Annotated in this window: 20 protein-coding genes and 1 pseudogene; 15 read left to right on the forward strand and 6 right to left on the reverse strand. The window is 39.6% G+C overall.

What is annotated here, in order from left to right; translation table 11 throughout:
* Positions 1–31 precede the first annotated feature (31 nt).
* Positions 32–2,662, reverse strand: coding sequence for a valine--tRNA ligase (locus tag OOZ15_RS14485; protein ID WP_265957143.1), 2,631 nt, complete (start codon positions 2,660–2,662; stop codon positions 32–34).
* 127 nt (positions 2,663–2,789) lie between these two features.
* Here OOZ15_RS14485 and OOZ15_RS14490 point away from each other — a divergent pair, with 127 nt between their 5' ends.
* Complete coding sequence (locus OOZ15_RS14490) at positions 2,790–3,176, forward strand: DUF1573 domain-containing protein (RefSeq protein WP_265957144.1); 387 nt, start codon at positions 2,790–2,792, stop codon at positions 3,174–3,176.
* A gap of 54 nt (positions 3,177–3,230) precedes the next feature.
* Here the strand turns inward: OOZ15_RS14490 and OOZ15_RS14495 are convergent, their stop codons facing one another.
* Positions 3,231–4,565, reverse strand: coding sequence for a PDZ domain-containing protein (locus OOZ15_RS14495; protein ID WP_265957145.1), 1,335 nt, complete (start codon positions 4,563–4,565; stop codon positions 3,231–3,233).
* A 132-nt stretch (positions 4,566–4,697) separates the two neighbouring features.
* Between OOZ15_RS14495 and OOZ15_RS14500 the strand changes: the two genes are divergently transcribed.
* The 10 genes from OOZ15_RS14500 (at position 4,698) to OOZ15_RS14545 (ending at position 15,061) form a co-directional block, all read left to right on the forward strand.
* Positions 4,698–5,888, forward strand: a complete 1,191-nt coding sequence (locus tag OOZ15_RS14500; protein ID WP_265957146.1) for a pyridoxal phosphate-dependent aminotransferase — start codon at positions 4,698–4,700, stop codon at positions 5,886–5,888.
* Positions 5,881–6,903, forward strand: a complete 1,023-nt coding sequence (murB, locus tag OOZ15_RS14505; RefSeq protein WP_265957147.1) for a UDP-N-acetylmuramate dehydrogenase — start codon at positions 5,881–5,883, stop codon at positions 6,901–6,903. Before OOZ15_RS14500 ends, murB begins: the two co-directional genes overlap by 8 nt.
* 127 nt (positions 6,904–7,030) lie before the next feature.
* On the forward strand, positions 7,031–7,597 hold the full coding sequence (locus OOZ15_RS14510) for an RNA polymerase sigma factor (protein WP_265957148.1): 567 nt from the start codon (positions 7,031–7,033) through the stop codon (positions 7,595–7,597).
* Positions 7,598–7,601: 4 nt separating this feature from the next.
* Positions 7,602–8,378, forward strand: a complete 777-nt coding sequence (locus tag OOZ15_RS14515) for an anti-sigma factor (RefSeq protein WP_265957149.1) — start codon at positions 7,602–7,604, stop codon at positions 8,376–8,378.
* A 156-nt stretch (positions 8,379–8,534) separates the two neighbouring features.
* Positions 8,535–8,741: a membrane or secreted protein gene (locus tag OOZ15_RS14520; RefSeq protein ID WP_265957150.1), complete on the forward strand. Its 207-nt coding sequence runs from the start codon at positions 8,535–8,537 to the stop codon at positions 8,739–8,741.
* 152 nt (positions 8,742–8,893) lie between these two features.
* Complete coding sequence (locus tag OOZ15_RS14525) at positions 8,894–9,460, forward strand: RNA polymerase sigma factor (protein ID WP_265957151.1); 567 nt, start codon at positions 8,894–8,896, stop codon at positions 9,458–9,460.
* A 224-nt stretch (positions 9,461–9,684) separates the two neighbouring features.
* Positions 9,685–10,899, forward strand: a complete 1,215-nt coding sequence (locus tag OOZ15_RS14530; RefSeq protein ID WP_265957152.1) for an Nramp family divalent metal transporter — start codon at positions 9,685–9,687, stop codon at positions 10,897–10,899.
* A gap of 48 nt (positions 10,900–10,947) precedes the next feature.
* Entirely contained in the window at positions 10,948–11,826 is an 879-nt protein-coding gene (lipA, locus tag OOZ15_RS14535) for a lipoyl synthase (RefSeq protein ID WP_265957153.1), read from the forward strand.
* Between the two features lie 6 nt (positions 11,827–11,832).
* Complete coding sequence (gene gap / locus OOZ15_RS14540) at positions 11,833–12,834, forward strand: type I glyceraldehyde-3-phosphate dehydrogenase (RefSeq protein ID WP_265957154.1); 1,002 nt, start codon at positions 11,833–11,835, stop codon at positions 12,832–12,834.
* A 64-nt stretch (positions 12,835–12,898) separates the two neighbouring features.
* Entirely contained in the window at positions 12,899–15,061 is a 2,163-nt protein-coding gene (locus tag OOZ15_RS14545) for a tetratricopeptide repeat-containing hybrid sensor histidine kinase/response regulator (RefSeq protein WP_265957155.1), read from the forward strand.
* Here the strand turns inward: OOZ15_RS14545 and lpxK are convergent.
* Positions 15,058–16,062, reverse strand: coding sequence for a tetraacyldisaccharide 4'-kinase (gene lpxK, locus OOZ15_RS14550; protein ID WP_265957156.1), 1,005 nt, complete (start codon positions 16,060–16,062; stop codon positions 15,058–15,060). The two genes, OOZ15_RS14545 and lpxK, sit on opposite strands and share 4 nt — an antisense overlap.
* A 125-nt stretch (positions 16,063–16,187) precedes the next feature.
* Here lpxK and OOZ15_RS14555 point away from each other — a divergent pair, with 125 nt between their 5' ends.
* The 3 genes from OOZ15_RS14555 to OOZ15_RS14565 all read left to right on the forward strand — a co-directional run bounded on the left by OOZ15_RS14555 (position 16,188) and on the right by OOZ15_RS14565 (position 19,986).
* On the forward strand, positions 16,188–17,282 hold the full coding sequence (locus OOZ15_RS14555) for a Nif3-like dinuclear metal center hexameric protein (RefSeq protein ID WP_265957157.1): 1,095 nt from the start codon (positions 16,188–16,190) through the stop codon (positions 17,280–17,282).
* A 5-nt stretch (positions 17,283–17,287) separates the two neighbouring features.
* Positions 17,288–18,067 carry a zinc ribbon domain-containing protein gene (locus tag OOZ15_RS14560; RefSeq protein ID WP_265957158.1) on the forward strand — a complete coding sequence of 260 codons (780 nt, stop codon included), beginning with the start codon at positions 17,288–17,290 and terminating at the stop codon, positions 18,065–18,067.
* An 80-nt stretch (positions 18,068–18,147) separates the two neighbouring features.
* A complete protein-coding gene (locus OOZ15_RS14565; RefSeq protein ID WP_265957159.1) occupies positions 18,148–19,986 on the forward strand; it encodes an ABC transporter ATP-binding protein in 1,839 nt (612 codons plus the stop codon).
* Between the two features lie 2 nt (positions 19,987–19,988).
* On the opposite strand, the gene OOZ15_RS14570 is transcribed toward OOZ15_RS14565, so the two are convergent.
* Entirely contained in the window at positions 19,989–20,633 is a 645-nt protein-coding gene (locus OOZ15_RS14570) for an NAD(P)-dependent oxidoreductase (RefSeq protein WP_265957160.1), read from the reverse strand.
* A 179-nt stretch (positions 20,634–20,812) separates the two neighbouring features.
* Entirely contained in the window at positions 20,813–22,171 is a 1,359-nt protein-coding gene (locus tag OOZ15_RS14575) for an FAD-dependent oxidoreductase (RefSeq protein WP_265957161.1), read from the reverse strand.
* A 196-nt stretch (positions 22,172–22,367) separates the two neighbouring features.
* On the opposite strand from OOZ15_RS14575, the gene OOZ15_RS14580 reads away from it, so the two are divergent.
* Positions 22,368–22,622: a hypothetical protein gene (locus OOZ15_RS14580; protein ID WP_265957162.1), complete on the forward strand. Its 255-nt coding sequence runs from the start codon at positions 22,368–22,370 to the stop codon at positions 22,620–22,622.
* 76 nt (positions 22,623–22,698) lie between these two features.
* On the opposite strand, the pseudogene OOZ15_RS20325 reads toward OOZ15_RS14580, so the two are convergent.
* Positions 22,699–22,826 (reverse strand): annotated as a pseudogene (locus OOZ15_RS20325) (IS256 family transposase); the annotation flags it as partial.

The following is a 22,826-nucleotide window of genomic DNA, read 5'->3' on the forward strand; positions in this document are numbered from 1 at the left end:
TGTCAACGTCTATTTTATCAATATAGCTAGCTTATTTCAAACTAATCAATCGCTCTTTTAAGGTCGCTATCTTGGCGATGGCATCTGTTTCTTTTTTCTTTTCTCCGGCTACTACCTTTTCCGGCGCGTTGTTTACAAAGCGCTCGTTGGAAAGTTTCTTTTGAACAGACTTCAAGAAACCTTCGGTATAGCTCAGTTCTTCTTCAAGCTTCCCGATTTCTTCTTCAACATCTATCGCTCCGCTTACCGGAATGAAATATTCGTTGGATTTCACCCTGAAAGAAAGTGCGCCATCCACTTTTTCATCCACATAGGAAAGTTCATCAATATTCCCCATTTTTTTGATGATGGTATCAAAAACCGAATCGGCTTTTTCATTGTTGATCAACGACAATGAAATTCCATTCTTAAAAGCAATATTTTTCTCCTTTCTGATGGTTCTTATTCCTGAAATCACTTCAGAAGCAAAATCGAAGTTTTTAATGATTTCAGTATCAAAATCGGTCTGAGAAGGCCATTTTGAAACAATCAAAGCATCTTCAGGAGTACGTTCTTCCATCAACTGCCATACTTCTTCACTTAAAAACGGCATAAACGGATGCAACAACTTCAAATTATCTTCAAAAATAGCAATAACCTCCCTGTATGTTTTCTCATCTATCGGCTGCTGATAGGCTGGTTTTACCATTTCCAACAACCAAGAGCAGAAATCGTCCCAAACCAATTTGTATGTCGCCATCAAGGCATCGGAAATTCTGTATTTTGAATACTGATCCTCGATTTCCTTCAGCGTTTGTTGAAACTTGTTTTTATACCATTTGATTGCCGTTACGGCATATTCAGGCTGCTCGATATCGGCCATTTCCCATCCTTTGACCAAACGGAAAGCATTCCATATTTTATTAGAGAAACTCTTTCCTTGCTGACATAAAGCTTCGTCAAACAACAAATCGTTTCCGGCGGCAGAACTCAACAACAAACCTACGCGAACTCCATCAGCACCATATTCTTCTATCAATTTCAAGGCGTTCGGGGAATTTCCTAAGGATTTTGACATTTTCCGACGTTGTTTGTCACGCACCAAACCGGTAAGGTATACATTGCTGAACGGTTTTTTTCCTCGGAATTCATATCCGGCAAAAATCATTCTCGCCACCCAGAAAAACAGAATATCAGGTCCGGTAACAAGGTCGTTGGTCGGATAATAGTATTCAATTTCTTTGTTTTCAGGTTCCAAAATCCCGTTGAAAACACTGATAGGCCACAACCAAGAAGAAAACCAGGTGTCCAGGGAATCATTGTCTTGTTGAAGATCGGCTGTTGTAAGCGCTTCATTTCCAGATTGCTTTTTCGCCTTTGCAAGCGCTTCATCAGCATTTTCAGCAACAACAAAATCTTTTTCCCCATCGCCGTAATAGTAGGCCGGGATTTGGTGTCCCCACCACAATTGGCGTGAAATATTCCAATCCCTGATATTTTCCAACCAATGGCGATAGGTGTTTTCAAATTTTGACGGGAACAGTTTGATCTCCTTAGTATCCAACACTGCTTCCAGTGCCGGTTTTACCAATTCTTCCATTTTCAGGAACCACTGATCGGACAAACGAGGTTCGATAATCGCTTTCGTACGTTCGGAAGTTCCTACTTTATTCACATGATCTTCAGTTTTCACCAAAAATCCTTTTTCTTCCAATTCTTTAACAATCTCTTTTCGAACCACAAACCTGTCTTTTCCTTCGTAATGAAGTCCGTTACTGTTCAAAGTAGCATCTTCATTAAAAATATCGATGACTTCAAGCTTGTGCTTATCCCCTAAATTCTTATCGTTTTCATCGTGTGCAGGTGTCACTTTCAAACAACCGGTACCAAATTCAACATCTACATATTCATCTTCAATAATAGGAATGGCACGGTTTGCCAAGGGAACAATGGCTTTTTTTCCTTTCAAATGTTTATATCGTTCATCATTGGGATTGATACAAATTGCAGTATCTCCCAAAATGGTCTCCGGCCTTGTCGTAGCGATGGTCACTTTTTCATCACTTCCTTCAATGGCGTAGGATAAATAATACAATTGTCCCTGACGCTCTTCATAAATCACTTCTTCATCAGAAAGGGTGGTTTTTGCTTCCGGATCCCAATTGACCATGCGATAACCGCGATAAATCATCCCTTTTTCGTAGAGATCGACAAAAACCTTGATCACCGATGCTGACATATCGTCATCCATGGTGAATTTTGTGCGATCCCAATCGCATGAACACCCCAATTTCTTTAATTGTTCCAGGATCACACCTCCGTATTCGTGTGTCCAGTCCCAGGCGTGTTTCAAAAACTCTTCACGGGTGAGGTCTGATTTCTCGATCCCCTCTGCTTTTAATTTTGCCACCACTTTTGCTTCTGTGGCAATCGCCGCATGGTCGGTGCCCGGCACCCAACAAGCATTATAGCCGTTAAGGCGCGCCCTTCTTATCAGCACATCCTGGAGAGTATTGTTCATCATATGCCCCATATGCAGTACTCCGGTGACGTTTGGTGGCGGAATTACTATGGAATACGGTTCTCTTTCGTCCGGTTCAGAACGAAAAAAACCGTGCTTCATCCAATAGTCATACCACTTGTTTTCAACCGATTTTGCATCATATTTTGACGGAATATCCATATTTTGGAACACTTTTTGGGATTAAGACTGCAAAAGTAGCTATATCCGCAGGATTATAAAAGAAAAGAATAAATTTTGCGGGTTGATCAAAAGTAATTAAATTTGATATTCACTTAAATCTAAAATGATGAAAAAATTACTAATGCTTTTGTTTGTCGGAGTTATTGGCTTTGCAGCTACAGCTCAGGACAATACAGCGAAAATAGAGTTTAAAAGCAACGTGATCGATTACGGTGAAATCACTCGAGGAAGTGATGGCGTACGTATTTTTAAATTTACAAATACAGGTGACGCTCCTTTGGTTATTTCCAATGTTCGTTCCAGCTGTGGATGTACTATTCCAAAAAAACCCGATGCTCCCATTGCACCAGGAGCCATCGGAGAAATCGAAGTGAAATACGACACTAAACGCGTAGGTCCGATTAGAAAGACCATTACGGTAGAATCTAACGCAGACACACCTACAATTGCGTTAAAAATCAAAGGAACCGTACTGGCTAATTCAGGAAAATAATTATTATTTAAATTTATATTGAAAATCGGCTTTTCTTGCGAAAAGCCGATTTTTTTACAGCACTTTTTTCAAAACAAAGGAGAATTTCAGCTCAGAACCCGATCTGTCGACCGTAAGGTATATCTTTTCCCCCGCTTTTTTATTGATCATTCCCCTGACCTCCTGTAAACTATACCTGTAAACATTCCTGTTGTTTACTTCTACAATAACATCTCCTTCTTTCAAGCCTACTTTGTGGGCCGGACTACCTTCCCTGATCTCTGCGATTTCCAATGCTGGATGTAATTCTAAATGAAATTGCTCGCTCGCCAATATTTTGATTCTGTTATCGGCACTATTATCTTTTACCCCTCTGTCTATCCCTCCTGCTAATGCTTTTACCACTCTCAGTCCATTGTGTTGTAGTTCGATACCACTCATATTATATTTAAACGGATCTTTATAGCTTGAATTTTTCTTAAAAGTGATCTTATTGTTCGGATAATCCAATATCAAATTAAACCTTCTCAATATCTCTGAGCCCAATGAGCCATTTCGGTCCCTCATTGAGTTAATATATTGTAAAGCGAGCGAATCGGGATAGGCCACTTTAGCCCCTTCCATCTCAAGACCAGCTATAATAAAATTCTTTACCCGAGCCCGCTTTCCGTGAATGCGCCCACTGAGTCCGAACCCCAGAAAATCATCAAAAAAATGGGCGGGCTCTACGATTTCCTGTTCCTTGTTCTCAAACAACCATAAGGCATCACTACTCCCGGTATCCAACAATAGCTTCACCCCAACCCATTTGTTTGTTGAAAATTGTTTGACATCGGCAAAAACATAGGCTTTGCTTCCTTCGAGATGCAATCGCCGTGTTTCACATTTTCTACAGTTCTTATACATGTATTTATCCGGATCGTGAAACTTTATCTTTTTCCTTGAATAATTGATTTCAACAATAAAATTCTTCAGTATATCATAACCAATAATCCCATGTACATCTAAACCCATACGTGGAGAGAGATTCATACTACTGTCTGATATCAAAAAAAGATCTTGATTGTTGTTGTACACATCCCCTAATCTGAATCTGTTTCCGGTAGATCGGATTGCTTTTATAGGCTTTCCTTCGCCCAGACCTTTCAAGAGGATCTCCTTTGCATTCTTGATTTCTACGGAATCGGCACCCGTTAGGTTAAAAAGTATAGGATTGTTTACCCCTGTATCCAAGATAAATGACAATTCTACGCCATTCACTTCAATAGGTATCAGAATAAGGTTGTTTACAAATTTGAACCGCACTTTTTCAAACTTGTTCCCTTTTTCTAAGGCAAAACCTCCCTGACCGTAGGATATGAAGCAAAAGGCAAAAAAAAACAACCATAGAAAGTGTTTTCTTTTCACCATAATGTTATAAATATAAGAAGAATAAATGCTCTTAAAGATAAGTTTAACACATTCCCCATCTAACAACTCTTATCACTTCCTACTTATTTATGAAATATATTTCGCAAATTTGCACGATATAAATTTTGAGATATGCCGACAATTTCTGATAAGGGCTTGAGAATGCCCGAGTCCCCGATAAGGAAGTTAGTTCCCTATGCTGAAGATGCTAAAAAGCGAGGTGCTCATGTATATCACCTCAACATTGGGCAACCGGATATAAAAACACCTCAAGTGGCTCTGGATGCTGTTAAGAACAATACCATAGAAATTCTTGAATATAGTAGAAGTGAAGGTTCAGAAGAATACAGAACCAAACTCGCCAATTACTACAAAGGCCGTGATATCAATATTGCTGCCAACAATATCATTATCACAACCGGAGGCTCAGAGGCACTGATGTTTACATTGGGATCTATCACAGACACGGATGATGAAATTATCATTCCTGAACCTTTTTATGCCAATTATAACGGTTTTGCAACCGCCTCGGGAGTAAATGTGGTACCGGTAGTTTCTTCGATAGACAACAACTTTGCATTGCCTCCCATAGAGGATTTTGAAAAACTGATCACTCCCAAAACCAAAGCCATACTGATCTGTAATCCGGGTAATCCAACCGGTTATCTGTATTCAAAAGAAGAGATAAAAAAACTGGCATCTATCGTAAAAAAACACGATCTGTTCCTAGTTGCCGATGAAGTGTATCGCGAATTTGCATACGATGGGGCGGAACACTACTCCATTTTGCAAGAAGAGGGTTTGGAAAATCATGCCATAGTCGTTGATTCTGTATCCAAACGGTATAGTATGTGCGGAGCCCGAATAGGTTGTATGATCTCTAAAAATAAGGAAATCATCAATACCGCTTTAAAATTTGCGCAGGCACGATTATCGCCTCCCACGTTTGCTTTGATCGCCAGTGAAGCGGCTTTAGATACTCCGCAAAGTTATTTTGACGAAGTTATAGAAGAATATGTAGAACGCAGAGACCTTCTTATTGATGCCTTGAATGCGATTGAAGGAGTGATCGTTGCAAAACCTCAAGGAGCGTTTTACTGTATCGCAAAACTCCCGGTAGCCAACACCGATGATTTTGCCCGCTGGCTGCTGGAAAAATTTGAACTGAACGGCGAAACTATCATGATTGCTCCCGCAGCCGGATTTTATTCCTCCCCGGGAATGGGCCTTAACGAAGTGCGCATCGCTTACGTATTGAAAAAAGAAAACCTCATCAAAGCTGTCGAAATTTTAAAAGCAGCCTTAAAAGAATACAATGCCTGAAGCCAATGTCATAACAAATAATGTTTCGCTAAAGCCTTTTAACACCTTCGGAATCGATGTTAAAGCCAAGCATTTTATTTCGGTGACCACCAAAAAAAAGCTGAAAGAAGTCTTACAACTAAAAGAATATCCTAACAAGTTTATTTTGGGAGGTGGGAGCAATATGTTGCTCACCAAAGACGTTGATGCTTTGGTGATTCATGTTCATTTAATGGGTAAGGAAATTATCTCTAAGGACAAAAATTTTGCTTTAGTCAAGATTCAAGCGGGTGAAAATTGGCACGAATTCACGCAATGGGCCATTGAACAAGATTTGGGAGGTGTTGAAAACCTCTCGTTAATTCCCGGGAATGTGGGCACAGCTCCTATTCAAAACATAGGTGCTTATGGCGTAGAGCTGAAAGATGTCTTTCTTTCCTGTGAAGTTATCGATAGGGAAAGTATGGAAGTAGTTGAATTTTCAGAAGAAGATTGCAAGTTTAGTTATCGCGACTCTGTTTTTAAGCGAAATAAAAACCGCTATGTTATCACGTCTGTGAGCTTGAAACTTACTACAAATCAGCATCAGCTTAACATTTCCTATGGAGCTATTGAAGCTGAATTGGCCAAGCGCAGTATTGACCAACCCGGCATCAAAGACATATCCCGAGCGGTTATTGCCATTAGGGAAAGTAAGCTCCCCAATCCGTCGGAATTGGGAAACAGCGGAAGTTTTTTCAAAAATCCTATTGTTCCAAACTCCATTTTTAACAGTTTGATCAAATCACACCCTAACATACCGCACTATGTTATTTCAGATAAAGATGTGAAAATTCCGGCAGGTTGGCTTATCGAGCAATGCGGATTTAAAGGAAAACGTTATGGCAATGTGGGTGTACACAAAAAACAAGCCTTGGTTTTGGTGAATTATGGAGGTGGTAGCGGTGAAGAGATTTGGAATTTGGCATTAACCATCCAACAAACGGTTAAAGAAAAATTCGATATTACCATAGTCCCGGAAGTTAATGTATATTGATGGAAATCAGAAAAATATACATCCAAACCCGTTTTTCGCGTTTTAATTAATAAATTTGGGCACCATTTGAGGCAGGCCAATACCCAAGGCAATGTTCCAAACGATATATATTTCAAGTTAAAGTTGCATGAGTAAACTTATCGAACAAAATATTATTGAACTCCTCAAGAAAAGAGACCAGCAAGGGATGTCTATTCTGTACGAATCTTACGGAGACACTCTTTTTGGTGTTGCCATGAAAATCACAAACGACGAAGACCTCGCAAAAGACGTACTTCAGATCAGTTTGATGAAAATATGGAAGAAAATAGACAGCTACGACCCCAAAAAGGCGAAACTTTTCACTTGGATGTTCAGGATTACGCGTAATACGGCCATTGATAAAATAAGGAGTGTCAACTTAAAAAGCGATCAGGAAATCCAAATCGAAGTTTCAGACGTATATAACTTAGGAGTTGAAAGTGTAAACCCGGAACACATTGATATCCGCAAACATTTAAGTTCGCTGGATGATAAATATCAAGTGGTCATGGAAGCCTTATTCTTCAAAGGCATGACTCAACAAGAAGCCAGCGAAGCATTAGACATTCCATTAGGCACCATCAAGTCCCGACTAAAGATAGGATTAAGAGAATTAAGACGTATCTATAACCCTGCTACATTGTCAATATTATTGTATTTGATAATTCAGTAAAATCATGAAAAATGAAGTAAAAATATTTTTGGAAAGTGACTTGTTAGAGCGCTATATCATTGACGACACAAGTTACGAAGAAGAAGTTCGCGTAGAACATCACATCAATAAGTACCCAGAGGTTAACGAAGAATACGAGAACCTGCAGGAAAATTTGGAGCTCTATGCAAAAGCACATGCTATACAAGCTCCAACAGACGTAAAAAACGAAGTTTTAGAAAAAATAAAAACCGAAATCCCTGCCGTTTCCAGTAAGAAAAATATCCCTTGGTATTTTGTTGCTGCCTGTGTAACCACCTTACTTTTTGGAGTAACAACTGTTATGCTTTGGAAGCAAAACAGATTGCTTTCCAGTGAGAAAAATACGGTTGCAAGTCAAATTGAAAACCTTAAGAGCGATGTTGTTTCCACCAATGCTATGTTGGAAAACATGAAAAGCAAATATGCAGTTTTAAACGACCCTGAAACACGTAAATACGTGATTAAAGGGAACGAACGTGCTAAAAATCTGCGCTCGGTGGCTTATATAAATCCTAAAGAAAAACTTTCGGCCATTAACATTGTATCGCTACCGGACCTACCGGAAGAGAAAGAACTTAAAATGTGGGCCGAAATAAATGGAGAAATGGTGAGTTTGGGTGTTTTGGAAAAAGCTGACAGAAAATTGATGGCTTTACCCTTTAAAGACAGCATATCCAACTATAAAATAACCATTGGCGCCAAAGGTAATAACGACTTTACTGCTATTGACAGTGAAGTTGCCAATATTAAACTTGAATAACACTTAATACACAATCAGGCCCGGATTTTCCGGGCTTTTTTTATGACTTTTAAGCAGATTTTAAGGCTCTCCCTCGCTATTTAAATGCTTCTTTTGTACCTTTGTAGCCAAATTCATTACAATTGAAAAACATACATTTAATTTAAATCTGTTCGTGTGAAACTTTTATTGATCACTATCGTATTATTAGGTTTGGCCTTTGCCGGGATCGCAATTAAAATCTGGGGAAAGAAAGACGGGAAATTTGCCGGGACTTGTGCCAGCCAATCTCCTTTTCTAAACAAAGAAGGAGAGTCGTGCAGTTTCTGTGGAAAAATGCCCGACGAGCAAGATTGTCGCCAACCGGATCCGCAACGCAATTAATACTTCCTTCCCTTTCTTTATATTAAAAACACACCTGCTTTTTAAGCAACTACCTTGAGAGCAACTCCATGGTGTGGGATGAAAATCGACAAATATTTGTCTGGATTACTTTCAAATTCTTATCTTTATATAGGAACGTAAATTCAAATGTATTGACCGTTAAAACAGCGCAAATTAAAGAGCATATTGACCGTGCAAAGGTAGGCGATCAGATATCCTTCAGTTTTCTTCTAGATCATTTTTGGAGTGATGTGTACAGCTTTCAGCTTTTGAGGACTCGTAACGAAAATGAAGCAGAAGACATTACCATAAGGACATTTTCCAAAGCATTTGATAAAATAGATACCTACAACAGCAATTATGAATTCAAAACATGGTTGATCACCATTTCAAAAAATATTCATATTGACCTTATTCGGAAGAAAAAATCGGAGTTGCTAATCAAAGCTTCACGACAGGAAGAAAACACAGTTTACAACCTTGCCGACGATACCCCTACTGCTGAAGACAAATTAATCACCGAACAAAACCTTGCTACACTGCTTCAACACATCAAAAAATTAAAACCCCACTATCAAAAAGTAATCAACCTCAGGTATTTTCAAGAGTTGAGTTATGAAGAAATCGCTAAAGAACTCAACGAACCTCTCAACAACATCAAAGTAAAACTCCTTCGCGCCAAAAAATTACTGGCTGGCATTATTACCAAAAAGAAGTAACCTTCCCTGAAACAAAGCTTCAAGCTTCACCTTAGCAGAAGTAAATATTTTTCTTATTTTCACTTCTTGAATAATGAGGGTGCCTAAAAAGACTGTTTTTACACAAATTGTCAGTCTGAGCCTGTCGAAGACGATTTGATTTATCACATTACATTTCGACAGGCTCAGTGTGACGCAGGTTTTAAAGTCTTTTTAAACATCCACTAACCACCAATTGACTTTAAGTGAAAAATTTCTTGAAAAAACTGGGACCGGGGCTTTTATTTGCCGGAGCGGCCATTGGAGTGTCCCACCTTGTACAGTCTACCAGAGCCGGAGCCGATTATGGTTACGGTCTTTTATGGGCTTTGTTTTTGGTTCACCTGTTTAAATACCCCTTTTTTCAGTTTGCTCCACGATATGCCATGGCTACGGGCGAAAGCCTGCTGGACGGTTATAAAAAATTGGGAAAAGGCGTTTTGTATGCTTATTTCGTTCTCAATTTTGCTACCATGTTTACCATACAAACGGCCGTAACGATAGTAACAGCCGGATTGGCTTCCAACCTTTTCGGCATTACCTCCAGCGCAACCACCTGGAGCATTATTATCACCATCATCTGTATGGCTGTCTTAATGATTGGGAAATACAAATTTCTCGACAATTTGATGAAGATCATTATAACAACCTTGACCATTTGTACGGTAATCGCCATTTTTATTGCAGTACCAAACACTACGGAGAACGTTCATTTCGGGCAAGTACTCCCCACCGATACTGTCGGACTCGCTTTTTTGATTGCTTTTATGGGATGGATGCCTGCCCCTTTAGATATTTCGGTATGGCAATCGTTGTGGGCCATTGAAAAGAGAAAAGTTCAGAAATCATATAAAACCAAAAGCGCTGTAAATGATTTTAATGTTGGCTATTTAAGCACTATTCTCCTTGGTGTTTTCTTTTTAAGTTTAGGGGCTTTGGTTATGTATCATTCCGAAGAAAGTTTTGATAGCGGAGCCACACAATTTGCTTCTCAGTTTATCAATATGTATACTGAAACTTTGGGTGATTATACCTATTATATCATAGCCATAGCTGCTTTTACAGCCATGTTCAGCACAACGCTCACCACATTGGATGCTTCACCGAGGGCCATGGCAAAAGCATCCCATCTGCTCTTCAACATAAAAAGCAAATACAGTTTTGCCGTGTGGATTGTCATTTTGGCCACCGGTACAGTTTGTATCCTACTTTTTTATCTGTCTGAAATGAAACTACTGATCGATATCGCTACAATCCTCTCGTTTGTAACTGCACCATTTTATGCTATCATCAATTACAAATTGGTTTGTTCTTCCCATATGCCTAAGAAGTGGCGTCCAAGTGTAAAGATGCATATTTTAAGCTGGGCAGGCATCGTTTTTTTAGTTGGATTTTCAATCTGGTATCTCATCAGCATTTGATACTATTTTCAAACTTAACTTTGTATCTTTGTCCCATAATATTGTGATATGAGTATAGATACTGCAAGCAGCATTGCTCCGCCTAAAAAGGGAAAGCCCAAATGGTTGAGAGTAAAGTTGCCCACCGGAAAAAAATATACAGAGCTTAGAGGGCTGGTAGACAAATACAACCTACACACGATATGTACTTCGGGTAGTTGTCCGAATATGGGAGAATGTTGGGGTGAAGGCACTGCTACCTTTATGATTTTGGGGAATGTGTGTACCCGTTCGTGTGGCTTTTGCGGAGTAAAAACCGGAAGACCCGACACTGTAGATTGGGAAGAACCCGAAAAAGTGGCCCGCTCTATCAAGATCATGAGTATCAAACACGCTGTGATCACTTCAGTAGACAGGGACGACCTAAAAGATATGGGATCTATTATTTGGGCGGAAACCGTGAAGGCGATCCGCAGAATGAACCCTACGACTACCCTCGAAACCTTAATCCCGGATTTTCAAGGTGTTGAACGCAATATTGATCGTATTGTAGATGTTGCTCCAGAGGTGGTTTCCCACAATATGGAAACCGTAAGAAGACTTACCCGCGAGGTGCGTATCCAGGCTAAATACGACCGAAGCCTACAGGTTTTAAAATACCTGAAAGACCAAGGCATAAAAAGAACCAAATCGGGAATCATGTTGGGCTTAGGTGAAAAGGAAGAAGAGGTTATAGAAACCCTTCACGATCTCAGGGATGCCAATGTAGATGTGGTTACCATTGGACAATATTTACAACCTTCAAAAAAGCATTTACCTGTCAAGCAATTCATCACTCCGGATCAGTTTGATAAATACCGCGAAATAGGCTTAGATCTTGGATTCAGGCATGTAGAAAGTGGTGCGTTGGTAAGATCGTCATACAAGGCTCATAAACATATTGAATAAGTCATTTTGAAAAAAACACGAATTGCCATTAATGGCTTTGGACGGATTGGCCGCACTATTTTCAGGCTACTACTCGACCATCCATCAATAGAAGTGGTGGCCATTAACGATATTGCAGATGCCCGCACCCTGAGTCACCTGCTTAAATACGACAGTATTCACGGGGTTTTGTCGAATGACATCAAACACGACAACGACAACATTATCGTTAACAACACTCCCTATCCGCTGTTGAACCACATCTCATTAGAGACTATCAATTGGAAACCCTATGAAGTGGATATCGTTGTTGAAGCTACGGGAAAATTCAAAACCAAAACACTTTTAGAACATCATATCTCCGGAGGTGCTAAAAAAGTGATTTTATCCGTTCCACCGGTTGATGATTCTATAAAAATGGTCGTTTTAGGTGTTAACGAACATATTTTGGACGGTAGCGAAAGCATCATTTCCAACGCTTCCTGTACCACCAACAATGCCGCACCGATGATCAAAGTGATCCAGGAACTTTGTGGTATTGAGCAAGCTTATATTACCACGGTACACTCTTACACCACCGATCAAAGTTTACACGATCAACCACATCGTGACCTAAGAAGGGCTAGGGCCGCAGGACAATCCATCGTGCCTACAACTACGGGAGCTGCCAAGGCATTGACCAGTATTTTTCCTGAATTAAGTACTTCCATAGGAGGTTGTGGTATCCGGGTTCCTGTTCCGGACGGTTCCCTAACGGATATCACTTTCAATGTAAAAAAAGAAACCTCTATTGAGGAGGTAAATCAAGCCTTTCTGAAAGCTTCGGAGACCCATTTGAAAGATATTTTGACCTATACCGAAGACCCCATCGTCTCTGTCGATATCATCAACACCCCTTACTCCTGCACTTTCGACGCTCAAATGACCTCAGTTATTGGAAAAATGGTAAAAATCATCGGCTGGTATGACAATGAGTACGGTTATAGCTGCCGTATTATCGATTTAATTCACCTTATTGTGGAGAAATAGTTATCTTTACAGCGTAGCATTATTTTCAATTATGCGCTTTTTTGTCCTCATAATCTTATTCACCTTGCTGCCTATCCACATAGGGGCTCAAGAGAGTAATGCCATAAAAGACAGCATCGAAAACATCACCAAAAGGGTTTACAACTACAAAAACACCGGTGAATATGAGAAAGCGCTAACAACCATCGAAAAAGGTCTTCAAATAGCCGGAAGTACTGATAATGTTGAAAGCATTGTCGATTTCTACAACCTATATGCCCGTTTAAATATTGACTATAACAAACCGGTAGACCCACAAATTTACCTTACGGAATCCCGAGAGGTTTTAAATCTATACAAATACAGCGACGGAAAAGCCTTAACCGCCATACTGGAAGCTTATATAAAAGCCCTTCAACAAAAAGAAAAAGAAGCAGAAACCCTCATAGAAGAAGCTTTGGCCAATGTAAATTATAAGGACAAAAGCCTCTTAAACACTGTTTCATTCTACCAAGGATTAATTTACAATGAATTAAAACAATACGACAAGGCAAAATCTATTTTTCAAAAAATGATCCCTCCGGATCATCAATATGAAAAAGAGTATTTGTATGCCGCCTCTCAACTTGTCCTTGCTAAAATATATGCTACTGAGGAAAACTATGAGAGTTCACAAATCCTATTGGACAACGCTATGCGTATCGCTGCCCGACATGAATTTCCGAAAGTGATGCTGGATATCAATTTATTAAAGCACGACATCGCCAACAAAAAAGAGGATTATCATCGGGCGCTGTTGTACTATAAAAAAGCCGATAGCATAAAAGCGACATATTTCAATCCGAATATCATAAAAAAACAAAATGAGGCGGCCTATACCAATGAAGCTCAGTTCCTGAACAATGTAATTGCCAGAATGAGTCAGGACGAGATCGAACAACAACAAAAAGTAAACATCTCAAAATTGACATCGGTACTCAGTTCTGCTTTATTGATCATTATTTCATTATTGACCATTTCCCTGTACAGAAACAACCAAATAAAATTCAAAACCAACGATCTTTTATTAAAGAAAAACAAAGAATTACAGATCGCCAAAGAAGAGGCTGAAAGGGCGATGAAAGCCAAGGAGGAATTTCTCTCTACCGTTAGCCATGAACTGCGTACACCCTTGTATGCCGTAACAGGACTCACCCATTTGCTCTTGGATGAAGACCCAAAGGAAAGTCAGAAAGAACACTTGAAATCTTTGAAGTTCTCAGGGGAATACCTATTGGATTTTATCAACGACATCTTGCAGATCAACAAAATAGACGCCAATAAACTAATGGCAGACAAAATTGTATTCGACCTGCGAAAAACACTTGAGGACGTAGCTTTCTCCTTACGGCAAACTGCAAAAGAGAACAAGAACACCATCGTACTGAATATTGACAAAGAAATCCCTTTAAAACTTATTGGCGACCCTTTAAAACTCTCTCAAATCTTGATCAATCTTGTTGGGAATGCATTAAAATTTACCGAAAACGGAAAAGTTACCATTCAACTAAAATCACTTGGTTCTACAGAAAACAAACACAAAATACATTTTGAAGTCAACGATGAGGGTATCGGCATTTCTGAAGACATGCAGCAAAACATCTTTGAAAGTTTTTCTCAAGGCTCGGTACAAATCAACCGAAAATATGGTGGCACCGGATTGGGACTTACCATCGTAAAAAGTTTGCTGAGTTTGTTCAACAGTAAGATTGCCGTAAAAAGCGAGATTGGCATGGGAAGTTCGTTTTACTTTGACCTTGAGTTTGATGTGCCGGACGCATCCGAAATTATAGACGACAGTACTGAGGTGATTGAAAAGGAAGTCCTGAAGAATTTACGCATCCTGGTTGTTGAGGACAACAAAATAAACCAGGTGATCACCAAAAAAATGCTCGCCAAAGAAGGTGTTAATTGTGATGTGGCCGACAACGGTTATGAAGCGATAGAACTGACCAAGAAAAACGAATATGACCTTATCCTGATGGACATCCACATGCCCGGCATTAGCGGACTAAAAGCTACGGAAGAGATCAGAAAATTCAATAAAGATATCCCGATTATTGCGCTTACTGCGCTTACACTCGATGAAAGCACCGAAGATTTCTTTAGTTCAGGATGTAATGATATTATCACCAAACCTTTTAAACCTGATGCTTTCTACAAGATCATTGGTAGCGCCATCAAAAAATCGGAGAGTAGTCCGGCTTAGGGCTGGGTTTTGATAAATTCCATAATCCTATCATCAAATTGCTCCTTCCCACTAATAAAAGAAATCCCTATTGGTAAAAAACAAGCATTTTCCAGATATGCCCCCAGCCTTGCATAATCTTTTTCTGTGGTGAGCACACATGCTTTAGTTTTCAGCAGCGCTATTTCCTTATCGGAGAAATTGTGGTGATCGGCATAACGAAGATGTTCAAATTGAAGTCCGTTGTCTTTCAGATAAGCTACCAAGGGTTCAGGATGGGCAATTCCGGTGACCAAAGTTACTTTCCTGTCCTTTAAAGTATCAAGAGGTTCTTTTTTTGAAGGAAAAACAACCCTATCCATATATGAAATGGAGGTAAAATAAACTTCTTGCCCGTTCACAGGTTTTAGTTTTTGTTTTATGGAAGCCTGTTCGTCAACCGACAAGTCATTCGGGCACTTTGTTACCACAATCACATCGGCCCTTTTGGCTTGTGAGCGTATATCCCTTAAATTCCCGGCAGGCAGCAAATGGTCGTTGACATAAAGATCGCCATACATGGTCAGTAGCACATTAAACCCTGCTTTTACTTTTCTATGCTGAAAAGCATCATCCAACACGATCACATCTGGGTTGAGTTGTTTTTGCAATGCCGCAATGCCATGCCTTCGATCTTCATCTACAGCTACGCTAATGTTTTTCAAGCTTTTGTAATACTGAAAAGGTTCGTCCCCTATTGTTTTTGCCGTTGCCTTTTCATCTGCCAGCACAAAACCTTTGGTGATTCGTTTATAGCCACGGCTCAAAATGGCTGTTTTATAATTTTCAGCAGCCAACAAAGACACATAAGTTGTCATCGGGGTTTTTCCCGTTCCGCCAACACTCAAATTCCCAATGCAGATCACAGGAAAATTATATTGCTCCGATTTAAAAAAATCAATATCATACAGATAATTCCGTATAAAAACCACCAACCAATAGCCCCACGAGAAGGGCAAAAGCAATTTTCTCCATCTTCGCATAAGAGCGAAATTAGAATATTTTATGCTTCTCTTGAAAAAAAATTGGATAAATCGGATAGCAGAAAACTCCGAATCAATTTTTTCGATTGTGTTTATGTATATTTACCATAGAAAAAAATGATCGAATGCGTATTCAGGATGTAATCAATATTGTCGAAGAAATTGCCCCGCTTCCCTATGCGGAGGATTTTGACAATGTGGGTCTTTTAGTAGGTGATAAAAACGAAAAACTAAGCGGCGTTTTGGTCTGTCTAGACACCTTGGAGGCCGTTGTAGATGAAGCGATTGAAAAAAAATGCAACCTCATCGTGAGTTTCCACCCCATTATTTTCAGTGGATTGAAAAAAATCACCGGGAAAAATTATGTGGAGCGTGTGGTCCTTAAAGCCATCAAAAATAACATAGCCATTTATGCCATCCACACGGCATTGGACAATAGTTTCGTCGGGGTCAATGCCAAAATTTGTGAGGTTTTGGGCTTGGAAAACAAAAAAGTGCTCATTCCGCAGGAAAATACCATCAAAAAACTCCTCACCTTCGTTCCGAAGAAAAATGCGGAAACGCTCAGGGAAGCCTTGTTTGAAGTAGGCGCCGGATCTATCGGAAATTACGACCACTGCAGTTTTAATATCAACGGCACAGGAAGTTTTAAAGGCAATGACGACTCCAATCCGGTGATCGGTGAAAAAGGGGTGACCCATTATGAAGAAGAAACCCAAATCGGAATTACATTTCCAAAACATTTGGAGCGAACGATTGTCCAAACTTTATTTGAAAATCATCCTTATGAAGAAGTGGCCTACGAGATCACTACACTCGAAAACACCAACCAACATATTGGTATTGGGATGATTGGCGAATTGCCCACTCCACAAAACCCGGAAGAATTTCTTAAGTTTGTAAAAGAACGTATGCAAACCGGCTGCATCAGGCACTCAGAACTCACCGACAAAAAAGTCAAAAAAGTAGCTGTTTTGGGAGGCAGTGGTGCTTTTGCTATTCCGAATGCAATCCGTGCAGGAGCAGATGTTTACATCACAGGTGATGTGAAATATCATGATTTTTTTAAAGCTGAAGGTAGGATAATCATAGCCGATATTGGTCATTATGAAAGTGAGCAGTTCACAAAAAATCTTTTAGTTGAGTATCTTACAAAAAAAATCACTAATTTTGCAGTCGTTTTATCAGTTTGTAATACAAATCCCGTCAAGTATTTATAAAGAATATGGCAAAGAAAACAGAAGCAACAGTAGAAGACAAATTAAGAACCTTATACGACTTGCAACTTATAGACTCTCGTATTGATGAGATCAGAAACGTTCGCGGTGAGCTACCTTTAGAGGTTGAAGATCTGGAAGATGAGGTAGAAGGGTTGAAAACACGTTTAGAGAAACTCAACGGGAACCTTGAAGAAATAAACGATGGGATCTCCAGCAAGAAGAACCTTATCGAAGAAGCAAAAGCTTCCATAAAAAAATATACCGAACAACAGAAAAACGTTCGTAACAACAGGGAATTCAACTCGCTTTCCAAAGAAATTGAATATCAGGAATTAGAGATTCAACTGGCTGAAAAGCACATCAAAGAATTCAAAGCACAGATCGAGCAGAAAAAAGAGGTAATCGAGCAAACCAAAGGACGTTTGTCTGAAAGGGATTCTCACCTAAAACACAAAAAGGGAGAGCTTGACGATATCTTAAAGGAAACCGAAAAAGAAGAAAAGGCTTTAATGGATAAAAGTCTTGAGTATGAAGACTTGATCGATCCAAGACTCCTTAGTGCCTACAAGAGAATTCGCGGTAGCGTTAAAAACGGATTGGCCGTTGTTGCTATCGAACGTGGTGCTTCAGGAGGATCGTTTTTTACCATCCCACCACAAGTGCAAATGGAAATCGCATCTCGTAAAAAGATCATTACCGATGAGCACAGTGGGAGAATTTTGGTTGATCCAACACTAGCCGAAGAAGAAAAACAAAAAATGGAAGACTTGTTTGCTTCTGCTTAAAAATATTCCACATATTTCTTAAAGCCTCGCTTATCGCGGGGCTTTTTTTATTACATTAGTACAAAACAACTCGCATAAAATTGCCAAGAAAACTCGCATCCTTAAAAGACGATCCATCAAAAAAGACTTCCTTTAGGGATTCTTTTGCCGCTTTTAAATACATTCCCCGTTTCTCATTGGAAATATGGACAACCAACAAGGTAATGTATTTGATAAATGCTTTGGCGCGCTTGCTCAATGCGTTTTCTCCCGTTGTGTTGTTGTGGGTTGGCAAACTGATCATCGATGAAATTCTTCTACAGATAAGTGCTACGGATAAAGACTACTCCCTACTTTGGAAATATGTTATTTTGGAATTGGCCATTGCATTGCTTTCCGACCTGATTGGCCGTTTGATCACATTGACCGATGGACTTTTAGGTGACCTTTATGCCAATAAATCTTCGGTAACCATCATTAAAAAGACCAACGAAATTGGAATTGACCAATTGGAAGATCCAGAATTTTATGATAAACTCGAAAGGGCCAGGACGCAAACAACCGGTCGTGTAAATCTTATGTCAAACATCCTGAGTCAAGTGGAAAGCCTGATCAGTATGGTGTCTTTGATTGCGGGTTTGATCTATTTCGAACCCGTGTTGATCGTCATCCTTATCTTGAGTATCATCCCTTCGTTTATCAACGAGATTAAATTCAGCTCACAAAGCTATTCCCTGGCTAGAAGCTGGACCTCCGAAAGACGTGAATTGGATTACCTACGTTATGTAGGTGCCAATGATAAAACCGCTAAGGAAATTAAACTTTTTGGACTCACTGACTATATCGCCAACCGCTTTGCGGTCTTATCAGACCAATATTATCGACTTAACAAATCTCTTGCTGTGCAGCGAAGTGCTTACGGAGCGTTGTTCAACCTCCTTGGCGTACTTTCGTACTACGCCGCATACGGACTCATCATCTATCGAGTGTTAACAGGTGTTATCACTGTTGGCGAACTTACTTTTCTAAGCGGCTCTTTCAACAGGCTGAGAAATAGTTTACAGGGCTTTTTCTCCCGATTTACCCGAATTGCCCAAAGTGCCCTTTATCTGAAAGATTACTTTGATTTTATCGATTTGAAGGTTGAACAAGAAGATGCAGATACCTTGCCATTACCTGAAACCATTACCGAAGGTTTCTTTATCGACAATATCACCTTTCGCTATCCGGGAAATCGCGAAGAGGTCTTAAAAGGCGTTTCTTTCAAATTGAAGCTTGGAGAAAAAATGGCATTTGTTGGACAGAATGGTGCCGGAAAAACAACGCTCATCAAATTAATACTTCGTTTTTATGAACCGACATCCGGAACCATTTATTTAGATGGAATAGATATCCGGAAATTTGACAAGGACGAATATCAAAAAATATTCGGGGTCATTTTTCAAGATTTCTTTCGATATGAATTTACCCTCAAGGAAAATATCGCCGTAGGCAAAATCGATGAAATTGAGAATACAAAACGCATTGAAAAAGCAGCTCAACAAAGTCTTGCCTCAGAAGTGGTAGAAAAACTGGAAAGGGGTTATCAGCAACAATTGGGTAAACGCTTCAATAAAGGACAGGAGCTTTCCGGCGGACAATGGCAAAAAGTAGCACTTGCCAGGGCCTATATGAAAGATGCTAAAGTATTAATCTTGGACGAACCCACTTCAGCACTGGATGCGAAAGCTGAATTTGAAGTTTTTGAGCGATTCATCGGTTTGACCAAAGGCAAGACGAGCATTATCATTTCACACCGGTTCAGCACCGTACGAATGGCCGATACTATTTTGGTTTTACAGAATGGAAAAGTTTTGGAGTTGGGAACACACGAGGCTTTAATGAAGAATGACAGTCTCTATGCAGAGTTATTCTCTTTACAAGCGGCAGGTTATCAATAAGCTTACTTTTCTTCTTTGTTGTCACATAACACTACTGCTTTCTCTATAAAATCGTCATTCCCTATATTTTTAACAATAAAATGGGCAACATCCATCCTTGGGATCCTGTTTGTCTTAACCTTACCTTTTTCCAACACCATATAGTCATTATCCCCGGCTTCATCGCTCAATCCCACTGGTCGAACTATGGTGTAGGGCAATCTACTTTCCCTAACATATTTTTCCTGATTACTGTGATCGCGCAGATGTCCCTTTAAAATTGTTTTTAAAAATGTCTTGGATATAAAACCAAGCTGGTCCATACTTTCATTGATCCCCGCAGAACTTATCACCCACAATCTGGAAGATACATTTCTATTTTCTAGAGCGGTAATAATGTTTTTTGTCCCAACTGCCCTCACTGTGCTACGTTTTAATGTACTATCCCCTATGGCGACCACAACAGCATCAAATCGCTGGTTATTGACAAGGTTTTGAACCTCTTTAACATCCAACACATTTCCTTGAACGGTTGTCACACCCGTTTGCGGATAATCCAGTTTTTCAGGAGACCTGACAAAGGCCGTTACACGATGTCCCTCGTTCAATGCTTGTTTCACCACGTAACGCCCTGTTCTTCCGGTAGCACCGATCACGAGAATTTCCATATAGCTTTAACGTTTGGGTTATCTATAAAGTTATGGAAAATTTATAAAGCTACCCCCCTATTTTCTGATTTTTAACGCTACAAAATGGGTTTAAATCCCCAATTTTAAGCGATTCAGGTAACCGAGGTTTATTTTTTAGCTGAAGCTCAAAAACAGTAGATTAATCCCAACAACTGATCTCAACTCTTACACTTCTTTTCGGAAAGTCCTTTTAAAATTATATTTTCCACTTCTTCGCTATTCCATTTTTTGCCGATATCATCTACTTCCATTACCTCATCCATGATCTCATTCTGAAGGTCACCCTCACGCAATGCCTCTGCATATGAGTCATCTGAAAAGGTAACCCTGCTATACAAAGGCAACCATTTTCCGGGATGTTTTTCTGAAAACCATTTTTCAATCTTTTTACGCAATAGAAATCGCTCATCTGCAGTTTTAGAGCTCATTTCAATAAAGTTTCTATAACTCAATTCTGCTACAGCATCTGTATTGGGTTTTCGTTCTTTCTGATAAGTTGAAAAGATCATCTCCCAATCATCCCCATATTTTTCCATAAGCTGACTCAAGACCATAATATCTTCAAATCCGGCATTCATCCCTTGTCCGTAAAAAGGAACAACAGCATGGGCCGCATCGCCTATTAGAGCCACTTTATCCCAGTACACCCATGGTTCGCATTTTATGGTCATCAACGCACTTGTGGGGTTTTTAAAAAAATCCCTGATCAAATTGGGGATATCGTCTTTTACACCGTTGAAATGCTCTTCAAAAAAACATCCAACTTTAGCTTCGGTATCCAAACTATCAAAGGAATTTTCTCCCTTCATGGGCATAAAAAGCGTACAGGTGAAGCTTCCATCCAAATTAGGCAAAGCAATAAGCATAAAAGCACCGCGGGGCCAAATGTGCAACGAATTTTTATTCAGCTTATGCTTCCCTCCTTCTCCTGCCGGAATACTCAACTCTTTATATCCCGTTTTGAGGAAATACTGACTGTAGTTAAACATACTGCTGCGTTGCATTTTATGTCTAATCCTTGAAAAAGCCCCATCTGCACCAAAAACCAAATCATATTTATGGGCTGTCCACTCTCCTTTCTGACTTTCCCCGGTATAAATAACCGCTTCGGGAAGGTCAACATCCCAAACCTTGGAATTGAAAATAAAACGGGCTCCGACATCTTCAGCCAAATCGATCATTTTTTTGTTTAGAACACCTCTGGAGATGGAATAAATAGCCTCTCCTTCTTTCCCATAATATTGAAAATACATGGGTTTGTTTGGCACATGAATAGCTCTTTTATCCATCGGGATTGCAATTTCCCGTATGGATTTGTCTATCCCAACGCCCTCAAGTGCTTTCCACCCCCGGGTTGACATAGCCAAGTTTATCGATCTCCCGGAAAATTGCATGGTCCTGATATCGGGTCTCCTGTCATAAACATCTACCTGATGTCCTTTTTTTTGTAAATAAATAGCTAATAAAGTGCCTACGAGCCCGCTACCGGTAATCGCAATTCTTTTAGGAGTTTGCATTTGTATTGAGTATAGAAAAAGTCCCGCTCATGCGGGATTCCCTGCAAAGTTAACAATTTCTTTGATTCTTTGGATTTCTTTGAAAATTCACTTTTACCCTTAATTTTTAGAACAAGAATTTTCAAGAATGTAACTCATTAAAAAATAAGGGTTTAGATATTTTTTGTAACTTAAGCAAAACAAAACACATAAAAATATGAGTCGAGAAAAATTAGAGAGGATGCGTAAGATCCTTTCAAAACTGGAAGACATCAAGAATACACAAGAAAGTAGTATTGACAAAATCAACCATGTCATAACAGATCTGTTTCAACATCCAGATGCAAAGCTGGAAAAAGTTATGGAGGATGCCCATCAAAGAGCGTCGGACAATGTGGATATGGTAAGGGATGCCATGAACGAATATGAAGAACGGATTGGCAAATTACACAAACAGTTAAATCCGGAATAAGATAAATGAAAGGTATCTAAAAAGGACACTATCCCAAAAAGTGTGTAAGTAAAAATATCGAGGGTTGGATTCTTAATTAGAGTCTGACCCTTTTTTCATAGATCGTCAGGAACTGATTTAAAATAATGCCCCAGTTCCTAACGGGCATGGTCCATTTTTTAGTGGACTCCCTCATGGCCAAATATACGGATTTCATCACAGCTT

This window comes from Galbibacter kalidii (assembly GCF_026241135.1).
Classification (GTDB): Bacteria; Bacteroidota; Bacteroidia; order Flavobacteriales; family Flavobacteriaceae; genus Galbibacter.

Coding starts and splice junctions, on each gene's coding strand:
- murB (WP_265957147.1), top strand. CDS start 5,881: ATGCCTGAAGCCAATGTCATAACAAATAATGTTTCGCTAAAGCCTTTT.
- OOZ15_RS14490 (WP_265957144.1), top strand. CDS start 2,790: ATGAAAAAATTACTAATGCTTTTGTTTGTCGGAGTTATTGGCTTTGCA.
- lpxK (WP_265957156.1), bottom strand. CDS start 16,062: ATGCGAAGATGGAGAAAATTGCTTTTGCCCTTCTCGTGGGGCTATTGG.
- OOZ15_RS14495 (WP_265957145.1), bottom strand. CDS start 4,565: ATGGTGAAAAGAAAACACTTTCTATGGTTGTTTTTTTTTGCCTTTTGC.
- OOZ15_RS14500 (WP_265957146.1), top strand. CDS start 4,698: ATGCCGACAATTTCTGATAAGGGCTTGAGAATGCCCGAGTCCCCGATA.
- OOZ15_RS14570 (WP_265957160.1), bottom strand. CDS start 20,633: ATGGAAATTCTCGTGATCGGTGCTACCGGAAGAACAGGGCGTTACGTG.
- OOZ15_RS14555 (WP_265957157.1), top strand. CDS start 16,188: ATGCGTATTCAGGATGTAATCAATATTGTCGAAGAAATTGCCCCGCTT.
- OOZ15_RS14485 (WP_265957143.1), bottom strand. CDS start 2,662: ATGGATATTCCGTCAAAATATGATGCAAAATCGGTTGAAAACAAGTGG.
- OOZ15_RS14515 (WP_265957149.1), top strand. CDS start 7,602: ATGAAAAATGAAGTAAAAATATTTTTGGAAAGTGACTTGTTAGAGCGC.
- OOZ15_RS14560 (WP_265957158.1), top strand. CDS start 17,288: ATGGCAAAGAAAACAGAAGCAACAGTAGAAGACAAATTAAGAACCTTA.
- OOZ15_RS14580 (WP_265957162.1), top strand. CDS start 22,368: ATGAGTCGAGAAAAATTAGAGAGGATGCGTAAGATCCTTTCAAAACTG.
- OOZ15_RS14575 (WP_265957161.1), bottom strand. CDS start 22,171: ATGCAAACTCCTAAAAGAATTGCGATTACCGGTAGCGGGCTCGTAGGC.
- OOZ15_RS14510 (WP_265957148.1), top strand. CDS start 7,031: ATGAGTAAACTTATCGAACAAAATATTATTGAACTCCTCAAGAAAAGA.
- lipA (WP_265957153.1), top strand. CDS start 10,948: ATGAGTATAGATACTGCAAGCAGCATTGCTCCGCCTAAAAAGGGAAAG.